The organism is Hoylesella buccalis ATCC 35310, assembly GCF_000177075.1.
GTDB classification, from domain to species: domain Bacteria; phylum Bacteroidota; class Bacteroidia; order Bacteroidales; family Bacteroidaceae; genus Prevotella; species Prevotella buccalis.
Window position 1 is genome coordinate 1 of sequence record NZ_ADEG01000057.1, and the last position, 22767, is coordinate 22767.

The 22767-nt window shown below is 45.7% G+C and carries 17 protein-coding genes; 1 reads left to right on the forward strand and 16 read right to left on the reverse strand.

What is annotated here, in order from left to right:
- The 4 genes from HMPREF0650_RS13520 to HMPREF0650_RS05990 all read right to left on the reverse strand — a co-directional run.
- Positions 1–231, reverse strand: a 231-nt coding sequence (locus HMPREF0650_RS13520) for a transposase (protein WP_004349172.1), incomplete at its 3' end; no start/stop codon positions are given.
- A 323-nt stretch (positions 232–554) separates the two neighbouring features.
- Entirely contained in the window at positions 555–1397 is an 843-nt protein-coding gene (locus tag HMPREF0650_RS05980) for a CvfB family protein (protein WP_040562653.1), read from the reverse strand.
- 85 nt (positions 1398–1482) lie between these two features.
- Positions 1483–2175, reverse strand: a complete 693-nt coding sequence (locus HMPREF0650_RS05985; protein WP_004349175.1) for an ABC transporter ATP-binding protein — start codon at positions 2173–2175, stop codon at positions 1483–1485.
- A gap of 220 nt (positions 2176–2395) precedes the next feature.
- Positions 2396–4531: a cation:proton antiporter gene (locus HMPREF0650_RS05990; RefSeq protein WP_004349177.1), complete on the reverse strand. Its 2136-nt coding sequence runs from the start codon at positions 4529–4531 to the stop codon at positions 2396–2398.
- A gap of 220 nt (positions 4532–4751) precedes the next feature.
- On the opposite strand from HMPREF0650_RS05990, the gene HMPREF0650_RS05995 reads away from it, so the two are divergent.
- Positions 4752–5765, forward strand: a complete 1014-nt coding sequence (locus HMPREF0650_RS05995; protein WP_004349178.1) for an aspartate-semialdehyde dehydrogenase — start codon at positions 4752–4754, stop codon at positions 5763–5765.
- Positions 5766–6054: 289 nt separating this feature from the next.
- Here the strand turns inward: HMPREF0650_RS05995 and HMPREF0650_RS06000 are convergent, their stop codons facing one another.
- The 12 genes from HMPREF0650_RS06000 to HMPREF0650_RS06050 all read right to left on the reverse strand — a co-directional run bounded on the left by HMPREF0650_RS06000 (position 6055) and on the right by HMPREF0650_RS06050 (position 22639).
- Positions 6055–6432, reverse strand: a complete 378-nt coding sequence (locus tag HMPREF0650_RS06000) for a RidA family protein (RefSeq protein ID WP_004349180.1) — start codon at positions 6430–6432, stop codon at positions 6055–6057.
- Positions 6433–6544: 112 nt separating this feature from the next.
- Positions 6545–7699: an OmpA family protein gene (locus HMPREF0650_RS06005; protein ID WP_004349182.1), complete on the reverse strand. Its 1155-nt coding sequence runs from the start codon at positions 7697–7699 to the stop codon at positions 6545–6547.
- A gap of 21 nt (positions 7700–7720) precedes the next feature.
- The gene (locus HMPREF0650_RS06010; protein WP_004349184.1) at positions 7721–9937 is read right to left on the reverse strand and encodes a fibrobacter succinogenes major paralogous domain-containing protein; all 2217 of its coding nucleotides are present in this window, start codon (positions 9935–9937) and stop codon (positions 7721–7723) included.
- On the reverse strand, positions 9934–10422 hold the full coding sequence (locus HMPREF0650_RS06015) for a T9SS type A sorting domain-containing protein (RefSeq protein ID WP_155813590.1): 489 nt from the start codon (positions 10420–10422) through the stop codon (positions 9934–9936). The genes HMPREF0650_RS06010 and HMPREF0650_RS06015 overlap by 4 nt, the downstream gene beginning before the upstream one ends.
- Positions 10423–10449: 27 nt before the next feature.
- Entirely contained in the window at positions 10450–10848 is a 399-nt protein-coding gene (locus HMPREF0650_RS12440) for a DUF1573 domain-containing protein (RefSeq protein WP_004349188.1), read from the reverse strand.
- Positions 10823–11308: a hypothetical protein gene (locus tag HMPREF0650_RS06025; RefSeq protein ID WP_040562644.1), complete on the reverse strand. Its 486-nt coding sequence runs from the start codon at positions 11306–11308 to the stop codon at positions 10823–10825. The genes HMPREF0650_RS12440 and HMPREF0650_RS06025 overlap by 26 nt, the downstream gene beginning before the upstream one ends.
- A 108-nt stretch (positions 11309–11416) precedes the next feature.
- Positions 11417–14782: a hypothetical protein gene (locus HMPREF0650_RS06030; protein ID WP_004349192.1), complete on the reverse strand. Its 3366-nt coding sequence runs from the start codon at positions 14780–14782 to the stop codon at positions 11417–11419.
- A 472-nt stretch (positions 14783–15254) separates the two neighbouring features.
- Entirely contained in the window at positions 15255–16649 is a 1395-nt protein-coding gene (gene asnS / locus HMPREF0650_RS06035) for an asparagine--tRNA ligase (protein WP_040562645.1), read from the reverse strand.
- Positions 16650–17083: 434 nt separating this feature from the next.
- Complete coding sequence (locus HMPREF0650_RS06040) at positions 17084–18550, reverse strand: pseudouridine synthase (protein WP_004349196.1); 1467 nt, start codon at positions 18548–18550, stop codon at positions 17084–17086.
- A gap of 196 nt (positions 18551–18746) precedes the next feature.
- Positions 18747–20093 carry an adenylosuccinate lyase gene (purB, locus tag HMPREF0650_RS06045; RefSeq protein WP_004349198.1) on the reverse strand — a complete coding sequence of 449 codons (1347 nt, stop codon included), beginning with the start codon at positions 20091–20093 and terminating at the stop codon, positions 18747–18749.
- Between the two features lie 71 nt (positions 20094–20164).
- Positions 20165–20368, reverse strand: coding sequence for a cysteine peptidase family C39 domain-containing protein (locus HMPREF0650_RS13740; protein WP_162013125.1), 204 nt, complete (start codon positions 20366–20368; stop codon positions 20165–20167).
- 9 nt (positions 20369–20377) lie between these two features.
- Complete coding sequence (locus tag HMPREF0650_RS06050) at positions 20378–22639, reverse strand: TonB-dependent receptor (protein ID WP_245543466.1); 2262 nt, start codon at positions 22637–22639, stop codon at positions 20378–20380.
- Positions 22640–22767 lie beyond the last annotated feature (128 nt).

The window sequence follows — 22767 nt, forward strand, 5'->3', positions numbered from 1 at the left end:
GCCGTCACTCAAGCCATACCATGTACGAAGAAGTTCGGTCTTGAACAACACAAGGCTGTCATAGCTTGGACGACCAGTGGAACAGTTGCCTTTGGTGTAAGCAATTTCAATAAGTCCACGAATGGGATTCCAGTCAATTATCTGATCAATTTGAAAGAAAAAGGTCTGTTTAACCTTACGATGACCAACTATTAGGTCAGCAAAACTCGGAGAAGAAGGACATTGTTTCATACTATAAAGGTACAAAAATATGATGAAATCAGCAAATTTTGAACAATGAGTTTTGCAGAGGTCTCAGCATTGTTGATAAGAAGTTATAACGTGATAATGAAATCGGGAACTGTCTTTAATGGATAAACAGAAGGGATTAATAATCAAATCTGGATGCTAAAACTACAGGTACATGACTTCAGATGCGATGCGCTTTTAACTCTACAGTCCCAATTTGAGTGATTGAATGCTTAACAAAAAAACAGCCAAAAAGATGAGACATACGCCTTTTTGTCACACGAGCAGGTATCGCCGCTCAAACAAACCCGAAAGACTGTTAATTCTTACTTGCGGGTTTTCTGTAGATAGATGCCATCTGGATCAATCGATATGAGGCGACGTTTGTACAAGTCACCAATGGCTTTCTTGTATGTTTTCTTGCTCACTTCGAAGCGACGTTTTATCTCTTCGGCATCACTTTTGTCGCCTAAGTCGCAATAGCCGCCATGATCTTGCAGATATTGCAACAGCGTTTCGGCGAAATCTGCAACCACCTTCTGCCCCATAGGCTGCAACGTAACGTCTATTTTTCCGTCTTCGCGCACGTTGGCGATGTATCCTTTCATGCGGTCGCCCGTGTGAATGGCCTTGAATATTTGGTTATCGTACACCAATCCCGCATGCCGGTTGTTGATAATAACCTTGAAACCCAAGTCGGTTTTCTGCCAAATCAGCAGGTCGACCTCTTCACCCTGTTGATAAGTTGGTAGGCTGTCAGATAAGAAATGTTCCACCTTGGCAGATGACACGATGCGGTAACTCTCCTCGTCGAGATAGACGTAAACGATGTAACGCTCACCCATCTCCATGCGCTTTTTCTGTTCACGGAACGGACAGAACAAGTCCTTCATCAGTCCCCAGTTTAAGAATGCGCCATACTTGTTCACCCACGAGCATTCCAAATAGGCGAACTCGCCAACCCGAGCCAAAGGTGTTTGCGTGGTGGCAACCAACCGTTCGTCTTGATCGAGATAGACAAACACCTCCAAAGGCTCACCTATTTTGTATTCACTTGACACATAACGTTTAGGAAGGAGTATCTCACCCTCTTCCCCTCCGTCCAAATAAAGACCGAAATCCACCTCTTTGACAACTGTCAACTGGTTGTAATCGCCCAACTTAATCATCGTGCGAGCCGATTCACTGGGCTGTTCTCGCTTCTCTTCCGACACATCCTTCTGTGGATGACCTGCATGTGTGTTTTCCATCTTGTTATTCCTTGTTTTCCGCAGGCTCAATGTCCGTTGCTTGCGGTTCAATCAGTCTGCCGTCTTTCATGTGAATGGTTCGGTCGGTCAGGGCAGCCAATCCCTCATCGTGAGTCACGATGACGAATGTTTGACCGAACTCATCACGTAAATCGAAGAACAGCTGATGTAGTTCAGCTTTGTTCTTAGAGTCAAGGCTCCCACTTGGTTCGTCAGCCAAAATCACCGCCGGATGGTTGACCAGCGCACGCGCCACGGCTACCCGTTGCTTCTCTCCGCCCGACAGTTGGTTGGGCTTATGGTGAGCACGGTCAGTCAGTCCCATGAACCCCAGCAGCTCTTGCGCCCGCTTCTTGGCCTCACCCTGACCCTTGCCGGCAATGTAAGCCGGAATCAGGACGTTCTCCAAAGCAGTGAACTCTGGCAGCAATTGATGGAACTGAAACACAAAGCCGATGTGACGGTTGCGAAAGTCGCTCAACTTATCCGATGACAATCCATTGAGCAAGATGTCATTCACCTTTACTTGTCCGTCATCAGGCTGGTCAAGCGTGCCGATGATTTGCAGCAACGTAGTCTTGCCAGCACCGCTTGGTCCCACAATGCTGACCACCTCTCCCTTATCGATATGCAAATCGATGCCTTTCAATACCTGCAGGTTGCCAAACGACTTTGTAACACCTTGAATATCTATCATAAAAAATATTTCTTTTCTGTCTGCATCACCTCATGATGCCTATCATTTACAAAGATAGCGCAAGCCGAAGACAAAGAAAGTTTACTTACTTTGTTGAGGCGAAGCCTATCTTATGCAAAAACAGCGCAAACCGAAAGCAGTCAAACTGCGTTTGAATTGCTGAGGTGCAGCCTGTTTTATGCAAAGATAAATAATAATTTCTGAAAAGCCCCATCGACCCTCACCATTTTCTCTTACCCAGCGCATTTTTAATCCAGCTGCCCAGCACCTCGTAGGCCGAATGTTCCTCGGTATGTTGCGACTGCGAGAAGGTCATGTCTTCGTCCTGAGAGCCATACTGATCTGGGAAAATGATGAGCAGGGTCTTTCCCGAGAAGTACTGCCTGATCTCCTCGGCAAGATTTTCCAACGCATTTTTATACGACACCGTTCCCTTTCGCGCCGCCACCACCACGAACATGTGATCGGCCGCAATGGTTGCAGCCAGCTTGGGCACCTCGTTCCAGTGCGTCATTTCCACAAATTCGGCACGCACCTGATGATGCCTATTCTGCACAAATTGACGAATCAAAGCCAGCGTGTCATCACGACCATGAAACTGTATTCGGCATTCCAACTGGCCTGCCATGCGCGACAAACGTTCCAACCATCGGTAGAACCCCGGCTCGAATTGCGCTCTCGACGGAACAGCCACCACAATGCGCCGCAAGGTGTTGAGGGGTTGCATCAACCTTGCCATGACGATTTGGCAGTTCAGCCCGTTGACCAGACTCTGATGAAACTGCCCCCAGAATTTCTTAGACACCTCCGTGTGCGTGTGCATGCCAATGATGATTTCGCTGGTGCGAAACTCTTGAAAAGCGTGCTTGATGCCATTGGCAATGTTCACCGCAATGCGCACCTGGGTCTGCACAGCCACATCCGACCCGGCTGCGTAGCGACTCACTTGCTCGAGCAAGCGTCTGCCTTTCTCTTGGTTGGCGCGCATGTTCTCATCCTCGTACACCACATTGAGTGCCGTCAACGGTCTGTTCAGTTTCTTGTTCCGCATCAGGAGGGCGAGATTCACCAGATGATCGGCATATTCGGGATATTTTACGGGAATCAGCATGTGTTCATCGTTCTCATTCGCAGTCTCCACGTGGGCCACGTCTTGGTCGCGAAGCGTAATCTTCTGCGCCGAATGTTCGGTTACCAGCGACGAGATGACACAGGTAAACAGAATCATGAGCACCACCCCATTGAGCAAATCATCATCGACAAGGTAGACACCGGGGGCCGTTTCAATCTTCATTCCCACCATCACCATGGCAATGGCGCCAGCCGCATGGGCAGAGGTGAGGCCGAACATCATCGTTCCAGAAGACAGGGGCAGCCTGAAACCGATGCAGGAAATATAGGCTGCCAGCAGTTTGCCCAACGTTCCCATCACCGTGATGACAAACAGGATGAGCAAGATGTTGCCACCACTGAACAAGCCACGCAGATTGATGAGCATGCCCACGCCGATGAGAAAATAGGGAATGAACAGCGCGTTGCCGATAAACTCGATGCGGTTCATCAATGGAGAAACGGCGGGAATGTAGCGATTCAAAATCAATCCAGCGAAAAATGCGCCGAAGATACCTTCAAAACCAACAGCGGCACTCAATGCGGCACTCATGAACATCATGAGCATGACAAAGACATATTGCATCACAGCATTACTATAACTCCGTAGAAACCAGCGTGTAAGACGGGGGATAAGCATGATCATTGCGACGCAATAGACGGCAAATTTAAGTGCGAAAAACAGCCAGAACGTCAGGTTGGCGTCACTTTGATACGAGGCAACGATGCCGGCCAGCAGGGTAAGCGCCAACAACAACGAGAGCATGGTAGACCCAACGCTGAGCATCACACTGGGCTTTCGCTGCAAACCATAACGACTCACGATGGGATAAGCCACCAGCGTGTTGGAGGCCATGATGCACCCTAACAGTAACGATGACATCACGGAATAGCGAAGGATGGAAACGCTGCTGACATAAACCAACGCAAGTGGAATGGCAAAGGTGAGCAAACCGAACGTCAACATGCGGTACTTGTTCTTCTTCACACCCTCCACGTCCATCTCAAGTGCGGCCAGAAACATGATGTAATAGAGCCCCACATTGCCGAAAAGTTCAAACGAGTTGTCACGATCCAGGATGCTCAATCCGTGTTCACCCAGCAACACGCCTGCCAGTACCATGCCAATGATGTGCGGAATTCGCAACTTGCCCATAACAATGGGGGCCAGTAGGATGACCAGCAAGACGACAAGGAAAATCAATGTCGGATCGGAGATGGGAAAGTAGGCTGACAATTGCGACATCAAAGTTAGTATTAGGCAACAAAGTTAATCAAAAAAAATGGATATCACAGTTGATTCTCGTTGAAATTGAAAAAGGAAAAACGACAAAATACCCACGATGCCACGCTAATCAGATGGAATCGGAAAAGACAATAAAAAATGTCACTCATTATAGGAAGAACAAATGAATAATTCGTAACTTTGTCGGCAAGAATATTTATAATCAACAGATAAGCAGATCATGAAAGTAGCGATTGTTGGCGCAAGTGGCGCAGTGGGTCAAGAGTTTTTACGCATTTTAGAGCAGCGGAAGTTCCCGTTAGACGAGCTCGTTCTGTTCGGTTCTCAGCGCAGTGCCGGTACAACTTACTCGTTTCGGGGCAAAGACCATGAAGTAAAGCTCTTGCAACATAATGATGACTTTAAAGACATAGACATCGCCTTCGTATCAGCCGGCGGTGGCACCTCGAAAGAATTTGCCGACACCATCACCAAGCATGGCACCGTGATGATTGACAATTCCAGCGCATTCCGCATGGACGAGGACGTACCTTTGGTGGTGCCTGAAGTGAATGCTGAAGACGCTTTGAAACGTCCGCGTAACATCATTGCCAACCCCAATTGCACTACCATTATGATGGTGGTGGTACTGAAACCCATCGACGACCTGAGTCGCATCAAGCGGGTACGCATCTCGTCCTACCAGAGTGCCAGCGGTGCCGGTGCGGCAGCCATGGCCGAACTGCAACAGCAATACAAGGAGCTGGTGGAAACAGGCAGCGTGAAGACCGTCAGCAAGTTTCCACATCAGCTGGCATACAACGTGATACCGCAAATAGACGTGTTCATGGACAACGGATACACCAAGGAAGAAATGAAGATGTTCAACGAGACACGCAAAATCATGCACTCGGATGTCAAGACCAGTGCGACGTGCGTGCGTGTATCATCGCTGCGTTCGCACTCTGAATCGGTATGGCTGGAGACCGAACGCCCACTATCCGTTGAAGAGGTGCGACAGGCCATTGCCGCTGCACCCGGATGCGTGGTGAAGGACGACCCAACCCAAGCATCGTACCCCATGCCATTGGAATCGGCTGGGCACGATGACATCTACGTGGGCAGGATTCGCAAAGATTTGGCCGACGACAACGGCATGACGCTATGGTTGACAGGTGACCAAATCAGAAAAGGAGCGGCTCTCAATGCCGTGCAGATTGCCGAATACCTCATCAAGGTGGGCAATGTGAAATGAAAAGCAAAAGCGTATAATCGCAGACGGCCGCGCACCCCCTATACACCACATTAGCAGGCGGTTAAAAGAGCATTGCCTTTGGCGGTCAAACTCTTTGGGTTTGACTGCCAAAGGCAATGACTTTATGCCCTAATCCCATTGACATTGGAAATGAATGTTTTACCCCAAGGGAATACTGGGGTATCTTAGCCTTGTCATTTTCTCAAAACAAGTGAGCAAACTATCGAAGAGTTCAATGAAAAAGCTAATCACTCCCCTCCCTTTCGGGGAGGGGTTGGGGGAGAGGCTTTTACCCTTTCACCGCAACACACTCCACCTCTACCAAGGCCTCTTTGGGCAAAGTGCGCACTGCAACGGCAGAGCGGGCTGGATAAGGTTCAGTGAAGAACTGTGCATACACCTCGTTCATGGCACCGAAGTTAGCCATGTCGGATAGATACACCGTGGTCTTGATGACTTTGGATAAATCCAAGCCAGCGGCCTTCAACACCTCTTGTGCATTAAGTATGGATTGCCGGGTTTGCTCCTTGATACCACCCTCAGGGAATTTTCCTGTAGAAGGATCAATTGGTAATTGACCAGATGCAAAAACAAAGCCATTGGCCTCGATGGCCTGGCTGTACGGTCCTACAGCAGCAGGTGCCTTTTCTGAATGGATAGATTTCATGATTGATAGTTTTAAGTAATTACTACGCAAATTTACACATAATTATTGAAAACGAAAAGGGAGAGCCTTGAAAAGGACTCTCCCAATGTGTATATGACTAATATAACCGCTGTTACTCGGCAATACAGATGGTCACACGGTTCTTATTGTTCTGTGCGAATGGCTGTACACGAGCACCCTTCGAATCAGAGATGATTCGGTCGGCTGCAATGTTATATTTCTCTTTCAAGGTCTTTACGACAATCTGTGCACGAAGACGACCTAAACGATCGTTGATGCGATTGTTACCAGTACCGGCATCAGCATAACCCGTAACAGATACCTTTGTATTGGGGTTGGCATTGAGGTAGTCTACCATCTCCTTGATCTTGTTTGCTTCTGTAGCACGAATCTTGGCAGAATTGATCAAGAAGAACACATCACGACGGAAAGGCTCTACCTTCGTTTCAACAACTTCTTCTTTTACTTCAGGAGCTGGAGCTGGGGCAGGTGCCGGAGCAACATGCTCTTCAACAACTGGTTCTGGTTCTGGCATGGGCTCTGTCTTCTTATAAGTCTTGCCCAAGTTGATGCGGAATCCAGCCAAAGCATTGAAGTACCAATCTGGGTTGTCAGCTTTCTTTGAGTTGTACTTATCGCTGAGGATATTGGCATTACCCTCTACCAGGAAGCTGATAGCATCACTCAAGCGGAAAGCTAACTCAACACCGCCACGCCCGAAGGGACGAACTTTAGTTCCATCCCACAGGTTTTGCAACTGATAATCATCAAGTTTCTTCAAGGTAGCTGCAATGGTATTCACCTCATCGTTTTTCCATGCAATGTTAGCACCGCCACCTAAGAAAGCTGTTACGTTGAAGACGCGATTAGGATTCCAACCACAGAACAAATTGGACAGATTGAACATCAAATCCAATCCTGGAGCGACATAGTTGAATTTGTAATCAGCGGTATACGGATTACCGGTACGCGCCAACTCATAACCGTTCCAGCCTCCCTTGCTTTGCCAGCCATTGGCTTGCAAACGTAAAGCAAAGACAGGAGAGAACTGATAACCAATACCAAACTGTACATTGGGCGAAATCAATTTGTCGAATTTAGCTTCGCCAAGTGTGTACTGTGCACCTCCCTGAAGATTCAGGAATGCATGTTTCTTAAACTGATACTCGTTGTTTTCAGCATCTGTGTAAGTTGCTTGCGCAAATGCGGTGGCTACGCTCATAGACAACAGAGCAACAGCCATGAAAGTTTTCTTAAACTTCTTCATAATTACTGTATTTAGATAAAATTAATAATTCATCACAGGCCTAATTAAGGCTCCGTATTCCCTAGCCATTTTGTCGGAGTAGAAACTGCTTTTAGCCAAAGACAGCGCATAAGCTTTGGCCTTGGTGTCATCTTTGTAGGTGTAGAGACGGTCTGTCCAGTACTTTGCGAACGATCCGTCGCCAGCAACAGAAGTTCCATTGTTAAATCCAGCAGCAGGCAGGAAGATTTGGTTCTTGGCATTTTTCTCACTCGTAACTAGATAACCAGGAACTCCATTCTGGAAAGTCCACTCCAACTTGCAATTGTTCCTCAACTCATCCACTTCGTCATCGGTAGGCAATCGCCATGTTCCGCCCCACAAAACACGGGCAGCATCAAACTTGCTCCCCGCAATGTGGTTCACGGAAACGGAGTCGGTAAACATTCCGGTCGAAGTATCGTATCCGGAGGTATAACTTTGCTTGGTATACTCGGCCTTATCTTTGATTTCGGCCCAAGCGAAATACTGACCAGCATCTGATGCCTTGCTGGCACCTATATTGCGGTCGGCCCACATGACAGACAGACCCAAATCAACCGCCTTTCCAGCCGTAGATGATGGTGGCTCAGGTTTAGGGTCAGGATCAGTACCAGGATCAGGTGTCGGATCGGTACCAGGATCAGGCGTCGGATCAGGTGTGTAGTTTTCGCCCGGTTCGTCATAAATGGCACGGACAGGAATGAGGATAGTCTTCAAACTCACCTCTATTTCTACAAAGTTCTTTCCTAACAGCTGAGCATACTTGGCTGCGTTTGGGTTGTTGTCAGCTAACTCTGACGACCAATAATAGGCATCTTTACTGATGCCGTGAGATGAATTATCAGACCGTCTCCAGCCTGCACGTGGAAAGAATAATTGTTTGCCATTATTGGAAACAATCCAACCCGCAATACCCTTATCGTTGTAATTTGAAGTGAACGACCAAGTACACTTCTCTAATTCCTTCAACTCCTTGGTTGTAGGTAGTCGCCACTTACCCCCCCACTGCGCACGCGCAATGTCATACTTGGTTCCACCAATATCTTTTGTGGTCAATCCTTTGGCATAGTCGGTAACATCATTCGAGAACAACTCGCCCGTTGGATCGCCCCAGCCAAAGTAACCTCCATAATCGGCCTCAGTCTTGGCGCCCATGTTCCACTTTGCCCATTTCACCGACAAACCCAAGTCTACAATCTCGGGCTCTGGGAATTTGGGCTGTGTGGTAAATTGTAACTTTTCTCCATAAACGTAATCACTCCCAACTAAAGCATAAGCTTGATAATAATAGGTAGTACGCTGAGATAAACCTGTGAGGACGAACGTTTTGGTATTTCCTTGAGGTAAGGTTGTATCTGAAACTTTAGGCCCTTTAATGGGATCTAAATCAACAGGATTCTTAGCATAGCAAACACCATACTCTTTTACCTGGTCAATACCCCCTGAAAGAGAAACGTTAACATTAGCAGTTTGATAGGTTACCTCTGTAGCTGGAGCGGTTACAGCATATACAGCTTGTACATATTTGCCATAGACGGGTCGGATGCTACAGCCAATGAAACGTTTCAAGGCAGTTTGCAGCTTGTCGGCATCTGTAAATTTCAAGGCAACAGCACTGGTCTTATCGGTGTCCAAGATACCCGACCAATAGTAACCAGCAACGCCTTCCTCGGCCATAATGGCTCCAGTACGTGAACCCGTGACAGGGATGAAAATGGAATTGGTGTTTCCTGGCTTTTGACTGGCAACTTGATAGCCAGATACGCCATTCTTAGTGGTCCACGTCCAGGTACAATGGTCTATCAACTCTTGTATTTCGTCTGTTGATGGCAATCGCCATAGGTCGCCCCACTTCTGCTTGGCAATGTCATACTTACTCATAATGATATTGCCCAGCGGATGCTCAACGGGGAAGTATTTCAGATTGACAGACCTGTTGGTACCTGTCACGTCACCCCATCCTACCAAAAGACCGGGTTCGGTGTCGGTAGTGGCACCCAGATTGAAGTCGGCCCACTTTACGGAAAGACCTAAGTCAACAGGCTGTGCGGTTGCGGGAAGTTCAAGAGGTTCAGCTTCTTTAAATGTGATGCTATCCACCTCCCAGGTAAACCATTCAAAGATCTTATCAAGTGTGTGTACATAAACCTTCTGCTGGGCCTGCACCTGAAAGAATGTGGCGAAAAGCAATAATATAGTTAGTATTCTTTGTTTCATCGTTTGGTTACTTTGAATGAATGTTTGTTACAACGGATAACGTAGATGCCTTTAGGATAAGCTGCCAAGCTCAGTTTAACACAATTGGATTGCTGATCCACGTGAAGTGGCATACTCTTGCCGTCCAAAGCATACACGCGAATGGTCGCATGCTCTTTGAGTCCGTCTATTTGTACCGTCTGCCCATCAAGATAGGTAAAGGATACTGTTTTTGCTTGATTATCGATTGGTAAGGAAACATCGGTTGTGTATTCCTCAAAATATATTTTCTGTACGTTTTTATACTCTGCACTAAAGTCAGACGAAACAATCTTCATTCCATCTGGATAGAAAGTTACGACAGGACGTTCCGAAAGATGAAACTTATACAAATCACCTGACTTCATTTGAACCATCAGTACATCACCTTCGTTGCTTGCCACGGAAGTTGTATAGAACATACACAACAACAGTGATAAAATGATTATAATTCTTGATCGTCTCATCAATATTTCATTTATCAGTTACTCCGTTCATATTACATTTCCCTTAATGGTTATGACAACCGGTTTAGGTTGGTCATTTACATAGACGGCAACCTTTTTCAAAATCGGTCCGGGAAAGAACGGAGTTAAATCTACTCTAATTTTTATTTTGTCACCCATGTGACGTTTATATGCACCTTTAGGATATTGCACCGTGGTGCAGTCGCAATCAGTCTTTACATCGGTGATCACCAACTCACCGCTACCTTGATTAGTGAAATCAGCAAAGATGGTCTGCACACGATGTTTAGCATCCAGATTGCCCAAATTATATTGCAGCGTAGCCAGTTTCAGCTTTGGTGCTTCTTTCGCACACGACAGTGTTGCGCAGCTAACCAGGAGCAACACCCACAGCAACAGGCTACTGGTTTTCCTTATATTTATCATAAACGCTTTCTACACCCTCAGCATATTCGTCAAGTAATGTAAGATACCATTTGCCATCCTTCAAAACCGGGTTCAAACAAAATGTAGTAATACCTTTTTCGGCATCGATATTTCCATCCGGGCTAATTTGTACAGCTACTTGCACCTCGTTGTTCTTGTCACTACGCAAAATCATGCCTTTGACTGCACAATCATAAATCGGCATGTGCGAATAGACATCAATATATTTTTGCTTGTTTTCTTCTGACAAAGGCAGAACGCTGTCGTTACGTAGGGTATACAGCATGCTAGATGTAACGCGGAAATTTTTGTTTTTGAAATTTTCCACATAGTTGTCTACAAGGCTTTTGATCTCAGACGAGTCTTTGCTAGAATAATCAATCGAGGCCGGTTTGAGATACTCGGATCGCAATGGATCTTTCTTCTTACCAGACTTACATCCTGCAAATGTCAATGCCATGCAAAGCATGCATATTGTAAATATTTTGATTTTCATAAAGTCAAATTAAGAAAAAAAGGGAAGGAGTAAATTACCCCTCCCCTTCAAATATGATAATCTAATCTAGGATTAGAACTTTTTAGCGTTACTAGCAGTCTTCTTCACTGTAACAGTTACGTTCTCTGTGATATAACCCCAGATGTACTTCACAGTTACAGGAATCTTAATCTGGAATTCCTGAACAGTGGTGCTCAAGTTCTTATAGGTCAATGTACCACCGTCTGCTGAAGTATAAACGAAGTCAATATTCTTAGTAACATCACCCAGAGCAACGAACGTCTTAGGATTACTTTGACCCAAGTTGGTCATTACATTAGGATTGAGACTAATAGACTCACCGTCCTTAATTCCCTCGATTGTTACGCCTTGAACTCCATAGTACTTCTCATATTCACCACCGATACCAGCAGCTTGGTTTTTGTTCCAAGCATCACGCCAGTCGGTGAACTTCAAGAGGTCTGTTGCCTTGATCTTCTGCATGGCTACATAACTTGCATCTTCAATTGTCTTATTCGCATTCACAGCATTAATTGGACGGAGGAAGCGAACGTCAAACGTATTGTTCGTCAGAGGTAATTCCTTAGCACATTCATTCTGAGCAATAATACCGATGATAGCCTTCACTACGTCGTTTGCCAACGAGTTGTGATCCTTGTAGTTCAGCAAAGCATGAGCATACTCACCATGCTGGTAAGCAATCTTGGTCTCACTTGGATCCTCAGGACTAGTAAGTTTAGCAACAGCTTGCTTAGCCTGATTACCCTTAATCTGAGCATTCAAGGTCTTACCCTTATCAGCAACTGACATAACATAAGTCTTGCCGTCGATACCCTTGTATTCCTTGCCATCGTTAGAAGCGTCGAATACAACATTGAGTTTCAACTTACCAGCTGCATACTCCTTATTCTGAGTAAGGTCTTTAGTAACCTTGATCAAAGCAGAAGCCGCAATCTTATTGCCCTTGAATACATCACCGAAGGTGTTCTCCATCTTGTCGGCAGTACCGCCAGGATTATCCTCAGGTGTCAGTGTGTTAGTATGAATCTCGTCTGTTCCAGCCTTAGATGTATTGGCTTTATACCAGTAGTTAGAAATGATATTATTAGCCCACAATACCTCGCCGGCTGGAGTAGAGTCAGTACCTATGCGCTTACCTGTCTTGAAGACAACGAATACGTCAGGAAGCTTAGACTTGTCCTTAGACTCGTACTTCACAGCAATTTCAACATTAGCCTTCTTATCAGTAACGAAGAGTTTCTTTGCTTGAGCAGGTGCTAACTTCCAACCTAAGATACTGGTCAGAGTTCCGTCCTCAGCAGAAGTTTCGTTTCTTGTATAAGCCAGTCCGATAGGTTCTTTCATCTTCTCAAATGTCTTGCCATTGGCACTCATCTTATACTGCTGCAAAACGCCATCACTATTCTCTACTGGAGAAGTTCCATAGTTAGCCTCGAATTCTTCACGAGTGATGCCCAGCATGTGATACAGGTCATATTCTGTTTGAATCCACTTAGTCTCGTACTTCCACTCTGTTACGGGATCTGTACATTCACCATTGTATGAGTAGTTGTAGTCAGGACCTTGATAATCAATATGCTCGTCAGGAACAATGACAGCAGGATCCTTCTTCTCAGTGATCTTGATACGGATGTAACCATAGTCAAGCACGTTGCCCTTCTTGTCAACCAAAGATACACGTACTAAAGGTGTACGGCCAATGGTAGGACGAGCCTGTGTAGCACCGTAAGCCTGTTGTTTTCCTACATGAGCCTTGTCATACTCAGGCATCTGTGGACGGAATGTGTAACCGTCTTTAGGATTGATGGCTGCGTGAGCAGACTCAGAAGTCTCGTTAGATCCTAAGTAAAGTGCGGTAATCTCGAACTTATACTTCATTCCATTAGCTTCCAGCTCCTTGGCTGTCATCAGTCGTTTCACACCCTTAGCATTGGTGTAATGAACCTCAACAAGCTTGCGGAGATCCAAAGTCTCGTTGAAGTTAACAGAATCCTGAGGACCGAACTTTCCGCTTCTAGCAGCTTCAAACACATGCTGCATCAACAGCTGGTGGTGTTTGTGGTCTTTGTCAGGACCGCCTAATACAGACTTGTGTTCGCTCTCAACGTTTAAGAAAGGAACGTCGTCGCCAGCGCGGTGTGCCAACTTCAAGTTCGTAATTGACTCTGCATACAAGGTGGCATAATCAGAAGTAATGGTTCTTTCTGCCACTTCATTATTCTTGTTCAAGGTTACGCCAGGAAGTGTTACCTGTGTTGCGAAAACAGTAACCATCTGGTTTTCTTTGACAGACTTAATCGCCTCAGGTTTTGTTACATCCAGATTAACCTGCAGCATGCCGTTCTCTACCTTCCAGTCAGCAACAGACAAACCAGCATCGGCAGCACGAGTATTCTCATACTCTTTATCACCAGAGAGCACATTAACCTTAGCAGTAGCTTTGTCCAATACAGCAGTAGATGGATTCATGTGGTAGTTTGCTACAAAAGCAAGTACGCTTGAACCTGGCTTCTTGTCGTAACGCTCAGCCTTGTCGTAACCCTTAGTCTCTTTCACATTCCATACAGCAGCAGGCAATGTGTAAGCGTCGTACTTCAAGGTTTGAATCTTCGTAGCCTCAATACCATAATAGTATGAATCTGGAGCGAATACGATGCTGCGCAGTTCGGTTGGCAACAACACATTCAACACGTTAATGTTCTTGTTTACCTCGTCAACTCTATCAGACAATGCCTTAGCATCTGCCTTGAGCTGTGAGATTTCTTCAGACAATTTCTTATCCAAAGCTTTCTTAGCCTCTTCAATCTTGTCATAGATCTTCTTGATGTCAGCTTCTGACAAGCCTTGCTTCTCAAGAGCCTCTAAACGAGTCTTGTAACCTTCAAGAGCATCCTTCTGCTCATCGATGTCAGCTTTAAGGCCGTTTTGAGCTGTCTTCACATCGTCAAGACCAGCCTTCAGATCTTTGATTTGCTTCAAAGGCTCCACAAGACTACTTTCTACAGCAGCTACCTTACCAGCCAACTCTTTCAGCTCATCCTTACTTGCCTTGCCTTCCAAAGCCTTGTTAACTTTTGACAAAGCTTCTTCGGCAGTCTTTACACGAGCCTCCAAGCCAGATACATCAGCAGCAAGCTTGGTAACCTTTTCGGTAATCTGTTTTGCTTGAGCTTCACCAGCTGTTTGCAGCTTGGTAATAGCCTCTTGCAGTTGTGCATCCTTGGCTTCCAACTGCTTCTGCAAGTTGGCAATCTCGGTCTGCAACTCTGTCTTTACAGTCTTGAGCGGAGTCAATGCATCAATCTGCGTCTGCAAATTATTGATGTCATCATCGTAATCCTTACAAGATGTAAACGTACTCATAGAAGCCGTAACTAAGGCTCCCATCAGCAGCGTACTTAAGATTTTCTTTCTCATACGATATAAAAATTAAATAAAACAATAAAAATTAAAATATATACTAGCTAATATTGCATTGGATTCTAGTCAAGAAGCCAACACAAATAATTTTTTCATACCAATAAACGTCATTTATGTACATAGTAACCGTATTTCAGGCAAATTATTTTGGTGCAAATATATAGATAAATATTAGAACAAACAAATAAAATGCATCTTTTTTTTAATTTAGTCAAAATTTTTATTCAAGCCTATTTTATGAAGCAGAATCCGTCAGTTATATTTACATTTCCGCATAACAGAATGTGATTACATAATTGAAATGGTATTGTAATGTTCACAAATTATATATAAATTTCACAGAATAGGTTAGTTGTTTTCTTGTTTTACCTGAAAATGAAGTTAAGATGAACACCAGTTTCACGGAAGGCTGACGCCCCACTACGCCATGGCTGATTCAATTTCATCCATGGCGCATGGATTGGCATCATTAGAATTCCGCATTCTTCGGTGTACGCGGGAATGGGATAACATCCCGAATGTTCTGCATGCCGGTCACGAAGAGGATTAGGCGTTCGAAGCCCAGACCAAAGCCTCCATGCGGACATGTGCCGTATTTACGCGTGTCGAGATACCACCACATATCTTTCATCGGAATATGGCGACGTTCGATTTCAGAAGTCAGTTTCTCAAGACTTTCCTCTCTCACCGAGCCACCGATGATTTCTCCTATCTGTGGGAATAGCACATCGGTACCTTGAACGGTCTTGCCATCCTCGTTAATTTTCATGTAGAAGGCCTTGATCTCCTTGGGATAGTCGTACATGATAACTGGCTTCTTAAAGTGGTGTTCTACCAAGAAACGTTCATGCTCACTGGCCAAGTCCATTCCCCATGATACAGGGAACTCAAATTTATGTCCGTTGGCAGCCGCCTCTTCCAAAATCTTGATACCGTCTGTATAAGTCAATCGCACGAAATCATTCTTCAAAACGCCCTGCAACCGTTCCAGCAAGGTTTTGTCGATCATCGAATTGAGGAAATCAAGATCGTCCTTGCAGTTGTCCAAGGCCCATCGTACACAGTATTTAATAAAGTCTTCCTCGAGATCCATCAAGTCGGGCAAGGCGATGAAAGCAATCTCTGGTTCAATCATCCAGAACTCAGCCAAGTGACGCGGCGTGTTTGAATTCTCGGCTCGGAACGTAGGCCCGAAGGTATAAATCTGTCCCAAAGCCGTGGCTCCCAACTCACCTTCCAACTGTCCGCTCACCGTGAGGCTGGTCATCTTACCAAAGAAATCATCTTCGTAGCTTACCTTTCCATCTTCTCCCTTTTTCAAATCATTGAGGTTCTGCGTGGTCACTTGAAACATCTCGCCAGCGCCTTCAGCGTCTGAGGCTGTAATCAAGGGTGTGTGGAAATAGAAGAATCCATGTTCGTGGAAATATTGATGGATGGCGAAGGCCATATTGTGGCGGATGCGCATCACGGCGCCAAAGGTGTTTGTGCGCAGGCGCATGTGAGCATGCTGACGCATGTACTCAAACGACTGTCCTTTCTTCTGCATGGGATAGTCGCTACCACACAAGCCATAGACCTCGATGTCCTGGCATTGGATTTCCACGCTCTGTCCCTTGCCTTGGCTCTCTACCAAGGTACCGGTAACACAGAGGCAAGCGCCTGTTGTAATACTCTTCAACGTATCGGCATTGATCTTTGACGGATCAACAACAATCTGTATATTCTTGATGGTAGAGCCGTCGTTCAAGGCAATAAAATCAACGGCCTTACTACTGCGATGGGTGCGCACCCATCCCTTTACCACCACTTCTTTTCCAAAGTCGGTGCTCTTCAGAACATCAACAACTTTTGTACGTTTCATTGTTTGTATTTTTTTTAGTTTACGAGTTGACAAGTTTACGAGTTCACAAGTTAATACCGAAGTTTTGTCATTCATTCACAGTCGATTATAGGGCGATATTATAGAACTGTCAACGAGTTTACGAGTTCACAAGTTTACAAGTTAATACCGTGGCTTGTTGTCATTCGCTGTCGATTATAGGGCGATATTATAGAACTGTCAACGAGTTCACGAGTTTACGAGTTTACAAGTTAATACCGATGAGTTGTTGTCATTCGCTATCGATTATAGGGCGACATTATAGAACTGTCTACGAGTTTACGAGTTTACGAGTTCACAAGTTTACAAGTTAATACCGTGGCTTGTTGTCATTCGCTGTCGATTATAAAGCGACATTATAGAACCATCAACTTGTCAACTTGTCAACTTGTCAACTTGTCAACTATATATCTCAACTACTCAAAAGCCCCCATGCGAAGTATGTTCACCTCTTCTTCTGTCAAGAACCGCCAGTCGCCTCGGCGAAGGTTTTTCTTGGTCAAGCCAGCGAACTGAACGCGATCCAACTTGATGACGCGATAGCCCAGACTCTCGAAGATGCGACGAACGATACGATTCTTACCACTGTGAATCTCGATGCCCACCTGGTTTTTATCGGTTTCATGCGCATACTCAATGGCATCTGCATGCACCTCTCCGTCTTCCAGCTCGATACCTTCTGCTATCTTTTGCATGTCGTGAGCCGTCACATTCTTGTCCAGGAACACATGGTACACCTTTTTCTTTAAATACTTGGGGTGGGTCAGTTTGCTGGCCAGGTCACCATCGTTCGTCAGCAACAGCACACCCGTGGTGTTGCGGTCCAGACGTCCAACCGGATAGATGCGCTCGGGACACACGTTCTTCACCAAATCCATCACCGTCTTACGCTGCTGCGGATCATCGCTGGTGGTGACGTAGTCCTTCGGCTTGTTGAGCAACACATAAACTTTCTTTTCCAGAGATACCGGTTGATCATGGAACACCACCTCATCGGTACGCATGACCTTGGTTCCCAACTCTGTCACCACTTCGCCGTTTACCTTGACCACACCGGCCTGGATGAACTCATCGGCCTCGCGACGACTGCACACACCGGCATTCGCCAAAAACTTATTCAGACGAACGGGTACGGTGGGGTCTACATGCTGTTCACTGTATTCAATGCGCTTCTTCAAGCTATACTTGGCATTGGGATCGTAATCGGGCGTACGCTGACGATAGCCACCACGATTGTTGTAGCCGCCATACTGCTGTCTGCCCCTATTGCCGTAGCCACCCCGATTGTAGCCACCCTGCTGACGAGGTTGATACCCACCTTCGCCATCGTCGTTGTAACGTGGACGATAACCGCCCTGCTGACGGGGTTGATAGCCGCCTTTGCCATCGTTGTTGTAACGTGGACGATAGCCACCCTGCTGACGAGGTTGGTAGCCACCTTCGCCCTCATTGTTATAACGGGGACGATACCCACCCTGCTGACGAGGTTGATAGCCGCCCTCACCATCGTTGTTGTAGCGCGGACGATAACCGCCCTGCTGGCGAGGTTGGTAACCCTCACTGCGATAACGGGGACGATAACCGCCTTGCTCACCATGCTGATTGAAGCGGGGACGATAAGCACGTTGCTGTGCGCCACCCTCCTCATTGGTCTGCAAATTGCTTCCAAATCCTTCAGGACGGAAGCCCCCTGCTTGGTTTAATCGCTCTGGGCGATTACTGCTGTATGTTCGTTGACTTTGGATTCGGGGACGACGTGTCCGCTCTCCTCCGCCATGATAGTCGCGTTGATTGTTGTCTGCGTGATTTTCGTAGCCCTCCCGAGCTGAATCGCGCTGTGCTGATGATTGTTCTTGAAGATTTTTGTTTAATTCTGAATCCATAATTCTAATTCTTTTTCTTATTTTACCATAAGCCTCACGGCCTTATTTCTACTTTCTCGAATGGAGATGACCAGCACCGAGCGAGCCATCCCTTTAAAATCATTTTTGTTACTTTCTACCTTATTATATATATAACTACTTATTATTTTGATTTCACGCTATCACATGTAGCCTTCATATTTTCTCAACGAGCCTATTATACGCCTGTATAGTTGTGAGGTGTAATGGCCATCAATTCGGCTTTCACCTCATCGCTGACATTCAGTCCTTGCACGAATTCGTGAATGGTTTGTTCGGTCATTTTCTGATTGGTGCGCGTCAGGGCTTTCAATGCCTCGTAAGGATGTGGATAAGCCTCTCGGCGAAGAATGGTCTGAATGGCCTCTGCCACGACAGCCCATGTATTGTCCAAATCCTCACTAAGTCGGTCTTCGTTCAAGATGAGCTTGCGAAGTCCTTTCAGCGTACTTTGAATGGCGATGACGGTGTGTCCCAATGGAACGCCCACGTTACGCAAGACGGTAGAATCCGTCAAGTCGCGCTGCAACCTGCTCACAGGCAGCTTCTGCGCCAAGAATTGCAGAATACAGTTGGACATACCTAAGTTGCCCTCACTGTTTTCAAAGTCAATGGGATTCACCTTGTGAGGCATGGCACTCGATCCTACTTCGCCAGCCTTGATTTGCTGTTTGAAATATTCCATCGAGATATACATCCAGAAATCTCTGTCCAAGTCGATGATGATGGTGTTGATACGGCGGATGGCATCAAACACTGCCCCCATGTTATCGTAATTACTGATTTGGGTGGTAAACTGTTCACGGTGCAGTCCGAGCGCTTCTTCTACGAAACGGTTGCCAAATACTTTCCAATCGATGGACGGATAAGCTACATGATGCGCATTGTAATTGCCGGTTGCCCCGCCAAACTTCGCACTCATCTTGCAGGCTTTCAACTGTTCCAACTGCTCGCGCAGGCGGTAGGCGAACACCATGATTTCTTTACCCAAGCGGGTTGGCGACGCAGGCTGACCGTGCGTTTTGGCCAACATGGGAACATCGTTCCATTGTTCCGCGTATTGCTCCAACTGACCAATCAGCTCTTCCACCTGCGGAACAACGACCTCAGCCAGAGCCTCTTTGATAGACAGTGGTACACTGGTGTTATTGATATCTTGCGACGTTAAGCCAAAATGGATGAATTCCTTGTAAGCGTCCAGTCCGCCAATCTTGTCAAATTCTTCCTTCAGGAAATACTCCACGGCCTTGACGTCATGGTTGGTCGTACGCTCGATATCCTTGACACGCTGGGCGGATGTTTCATCAAAATGGCGGTAAACATCCCGCAAACGACTGAACAGCGCGGTGTCGAACGATGCCAACTGCGGCAAGGGCAACTCGCATAACGCGATGAAATATTCCACCTCAACGCGTACACGATAACGAATAAGTGCGTACTCAGAAAAATAATCGGCCAAGGCAACCGTCTTGTTCCTATAACGTCCATCTATCGGTGAGATGGCAGTCAATGCATCCAGTGTCATATCTACAATCTTGTCTTAGGCGACAAAATTACGAATTAAAATCGATATAGCACGTGAAGTTTCCGTAAAAGTTACTTAAAATAATATGTACAAACGCCTAATTCGGTTGCTCTAGTCTTAACATCTCTGATTGTTATGCCAATACGAGATATGCTAAGACCCTCTTTTATATATTGTAGCGAAATAGGCTTTCCATAGAATGCACAGAGCATCTGCAAGCATACGGCTCCACAGTCTGTACTCTCCATTTGCCAAAACAATTTAAATTTTTTCAAAACTCGCTTTTAATAATTAATATCAATTCCTCGTTCTATTCCCTCATTGTTCAAGGAACGTTTGGTATTGTTTCGTTTCTTGCCAAAATCAAGTCTATAACTCACGCCCAACAACAGCATATTAGCATTGTCCCTGATACATTGGCTGTATTCTTCGGGATGGACGTCTGATACGACGATATTCTCATAAACACTGCCTCGCTTTGTGAACATGTCCACCCCTGTAAGTGAAAAGAGCCAGTTCTTATGCTTATACTGGACCTTGACTGTGTTCCACCTATCCTTTGTGCTGTATGAGTTTCCTGACAAATTATAGTCGGGCTGTATCTGATACATAGCAGTTATGAGCCAATTTCCGAAAGACAACGCCCCATTCAGGGATGCGTACAGCCGATTCCTGACATAACTCTTATCCGTCATGGTGATATGCAAATTATTCCAACCTACGTTCCCCCATACTGTCGCAAACCCGAAAAGTTCTTGTGCCGCTAAGTTCAACTCAAGATTGAATTGGTCGTCGTGCTGTCCGTTAACAGGGCGACTCATAAACATGTCATAATACGGACTTGAAACATCACTGATATAGCTATAAGCGTAGTAGATAGGCTTCTGTGTCCTGCTGTAAGAAGCCCACAAGGAACCCGTAAAACGTTTATCGGCATATCGTACATACACCCTGTTCCTAATATAGGAAGACGGTTTCAGGTCTGGGTTACCCTGCCGGATGGTAATGTCGTCAACCCTTTGTATCAAGGCAGACTGCTGCGTAACTGACGGCAACGACGGTTCGAGCATCAGCAGATAATTCAACGTCAGACGTTGTGATAGCGGATAATTGGCAACGATGTTTGATTTCAGCCTTACAGCATCTGTCTTGTACGAGTTGTTGTTGGCATGATTGTAAATGCCAATAGCACTTAGACTGTAACCCAAACGCTTGATTTTTCCCTGGAGTTGACCATACATCGACAGCCTGTTCTGAGTGATTTTACCCTTACCTAAAATCCCATTCTCTGTCTGTTCGTTGTCGGTACTGTTATAATACTCCTTGATTCCCAAGGCTGCGACAAGGTTCTTGAGGGTTTTAGAATACATAATATCGGCAGTTAAACGCCACGACTTATCGTTTGTTAGCGACAGTACGGAATCATCGGGCAACGAACTTTGATATAAGTTGATGTATCGACGGTTATAATCGCCCGACCCATATATGCCATACACATTGGCTTCAATATATTGTGTCTCGTCTATCTGCTTCCTAAAGAACAAATCGATACTGGGTGAACTGTATTTCAATTTTTTGTGCGTCAGGTTCTGATATTGTGACAGGTTACCCATGTATTGCTGCGTGTTCCATGAATCTTCATCCATCTTTTGATTCTCAATTCCAAAACCGGCCTTTGCCGCAAAAACCGTATTAGGATCATGCATATAGGTATAACCCAATGATATCGTATTCCACCAGTAGCGGAAGTCGCCGGGTATTCCGTTTCTTTCTCTCAAGACTGGGGCATTCCGTCCGATAAACTCACTGGAAGAGTTTATTTCCCTCTCATCGTAATCTCTCCAGTTGGTGCTATAATTGAGTTCCCATACGGATTTCTTGCGATAATACCCCAAACCAATATTGCCATTGAGAAAACCTGCATTAGCCCCTGTCAGCACATTGGCGATGACCGATCCCCCATCACCTCTCGGATTGAGTATCACATTAATCACCCTGCGGTTTTCATATCTTACGTCAGGATTGTCATGGTATTCAATACGTAAGATACGTTGCGGGTTTAACGCCAAGAAATGACTTAGGCTACACGGTCTTCCGTTAATCTTAAAAACAGGTGTCGCATTATCCACCTGAACCGATTGCAAGGACTCGTTCACCGTCAGTCCCGGCATTTTATATTGCATGTCGCTCAACAGTGACAAACCGTTGGCTGCCCGATCCAACTCCTTTCTTGACGGGATGATGATATACCTGTCCGGCTTTTGAATGACCGTTTGGGCAGTGACAACAACCTCTCCTAAACTCACTTCCATGGGTTTAAGTTCTATTGTACCCAAATCTACAAACTCACCGTCAGTACCAGATATCCTGATGTAGACCGTGGTATAATCCTCTTTCGATATTTCGATTGCCAATATAGAATCGGTAACGTTTGCCGATGAAAACTTCCCCGATGGGTCGGTTTCAACCCCGACAACCACCTTCTTCATACTGTTACGTCCGATAACCAAGGCTTTCCGTATCGGTTTACCCTTTTCGTCAACCACAAATCCTTTTACTACATATGCATGCAAGAATATGGATTGCAATAACATAACCAAAACAAAAAATATCTTTCGCATAGCCTAATTTTATTGTTAGTATAATTGAGAACAAGAGTTCTATATAGTTAATG

What these genes read in the sequence shown, in the direction of transcription:
- HMPREF0650_RS05980 (WP_040562653.1), bottom strand. Translation starts at nt 1,397, where the DNA reads ATGATTAAGTTGGGCGATTACAACCAGTTGACAGTTGTCAAAGAGGTG.
- HMPREF0650_RS05985 (WP_004349175.1), bottom strand. Translation starts at nt 2,175, where the DNA reads ATGATAGATATTCAAGGTGTTACAAAGTCGTTTGGCAACCTGCAGGTA.
- HMPREF0650_RS05990 (WP_004349177.1), bottom strand. Translation starts at nt 4,531, where the DNA reads ATGTCGCAATTGTCAGCCTACTTTCCCATCTCCGATCCGACATTGATT.
- HMPREF0650_RS05995 (WP_004349178.1), top strand. Translation starts at nt 4,752, where the DNA reads ATGAAAGTAGCGATTGTTGGCGCAAGTGGCGCAGTGGGTCAAGAGTTT.
- HMPREF0650_RS06000 (WP_004349180.1), bottom strand. Translation starts at nt 6,432, where the DNA reads ATGAAATCTATCCATTCAGAAAAGGCACCTGCTGCTGTAGGACCGTAC.
- HMPREF0650_RS06005 (WP_004349182.1), bottom strand. Translation starts at nt 7,699, where the DNA reads ATGAAGAAGTTTAAGAAAACTTTCATGGCTGTTGCTCTGTTGTCTATG.
- HMPREF0650_RS06010 (WP_004349184.1), bottom strand. Translation starts at nt 9,937, where the DNA reads ATGAAACAAAGAATACTAACTATATTATTGCTTTTCGCCACATTCTTT.
- HMPREF0650_RS06015 (WP_155813590.1), bottom strand. Translation starts at nt 10,422, where the DNA reads ATGAGACGATCAAGAATTATAATCATTTTATCACTGTTGTTGTGTATG.
- HMPREF0650_RS12440 (WP_004349188.1), bottom strand. Translation starts at nt 10,848, where the DNA reads ATGATAAATATAAGGAAAACCAGTAGCCTGTTGCTGTGGGTGTTGCTC.
- HMPREF0650_RS06025 (WP_040562644.1), bottom strand. Translation starts at nt 11,308, where the DNA reads ATGGCATTGACATTTGCAGGATGTAAGTCTGGTAAGAAGAAAGATCCA.
- HMPREF0650_RS06030 (WP_004349192.1), bottom strand. Translation starts at nt 14,782, where the DNA reads ATGAGAAAGAAAATCTTAAGTACGCTGCTGATGGGAGCCTTAGTTACG.
- asnS (WP_040562645.1), bottom strand. Translation starts at nt 16,649, where the DNA reads ATGAAACGTACAAAAGTTGTTGATGTTCTGAAGAGCACCGACTTTGGA.
- HMPREF0650_RS06040 (WP_004349196.1), bottom strand. Translation starts at nt 18,550, where the DNA reads ATGGATTCAGAATTAAACAAAAATCTTCAAGAACAATCATCAGCACAG.
- purB (WP_004349198.1), bottom strand. Translation starts at nt 20,093, where the DNA reads ATGACACTGGATGCATTGACTGCCATCTCACCGATAGATGGACGTTAT.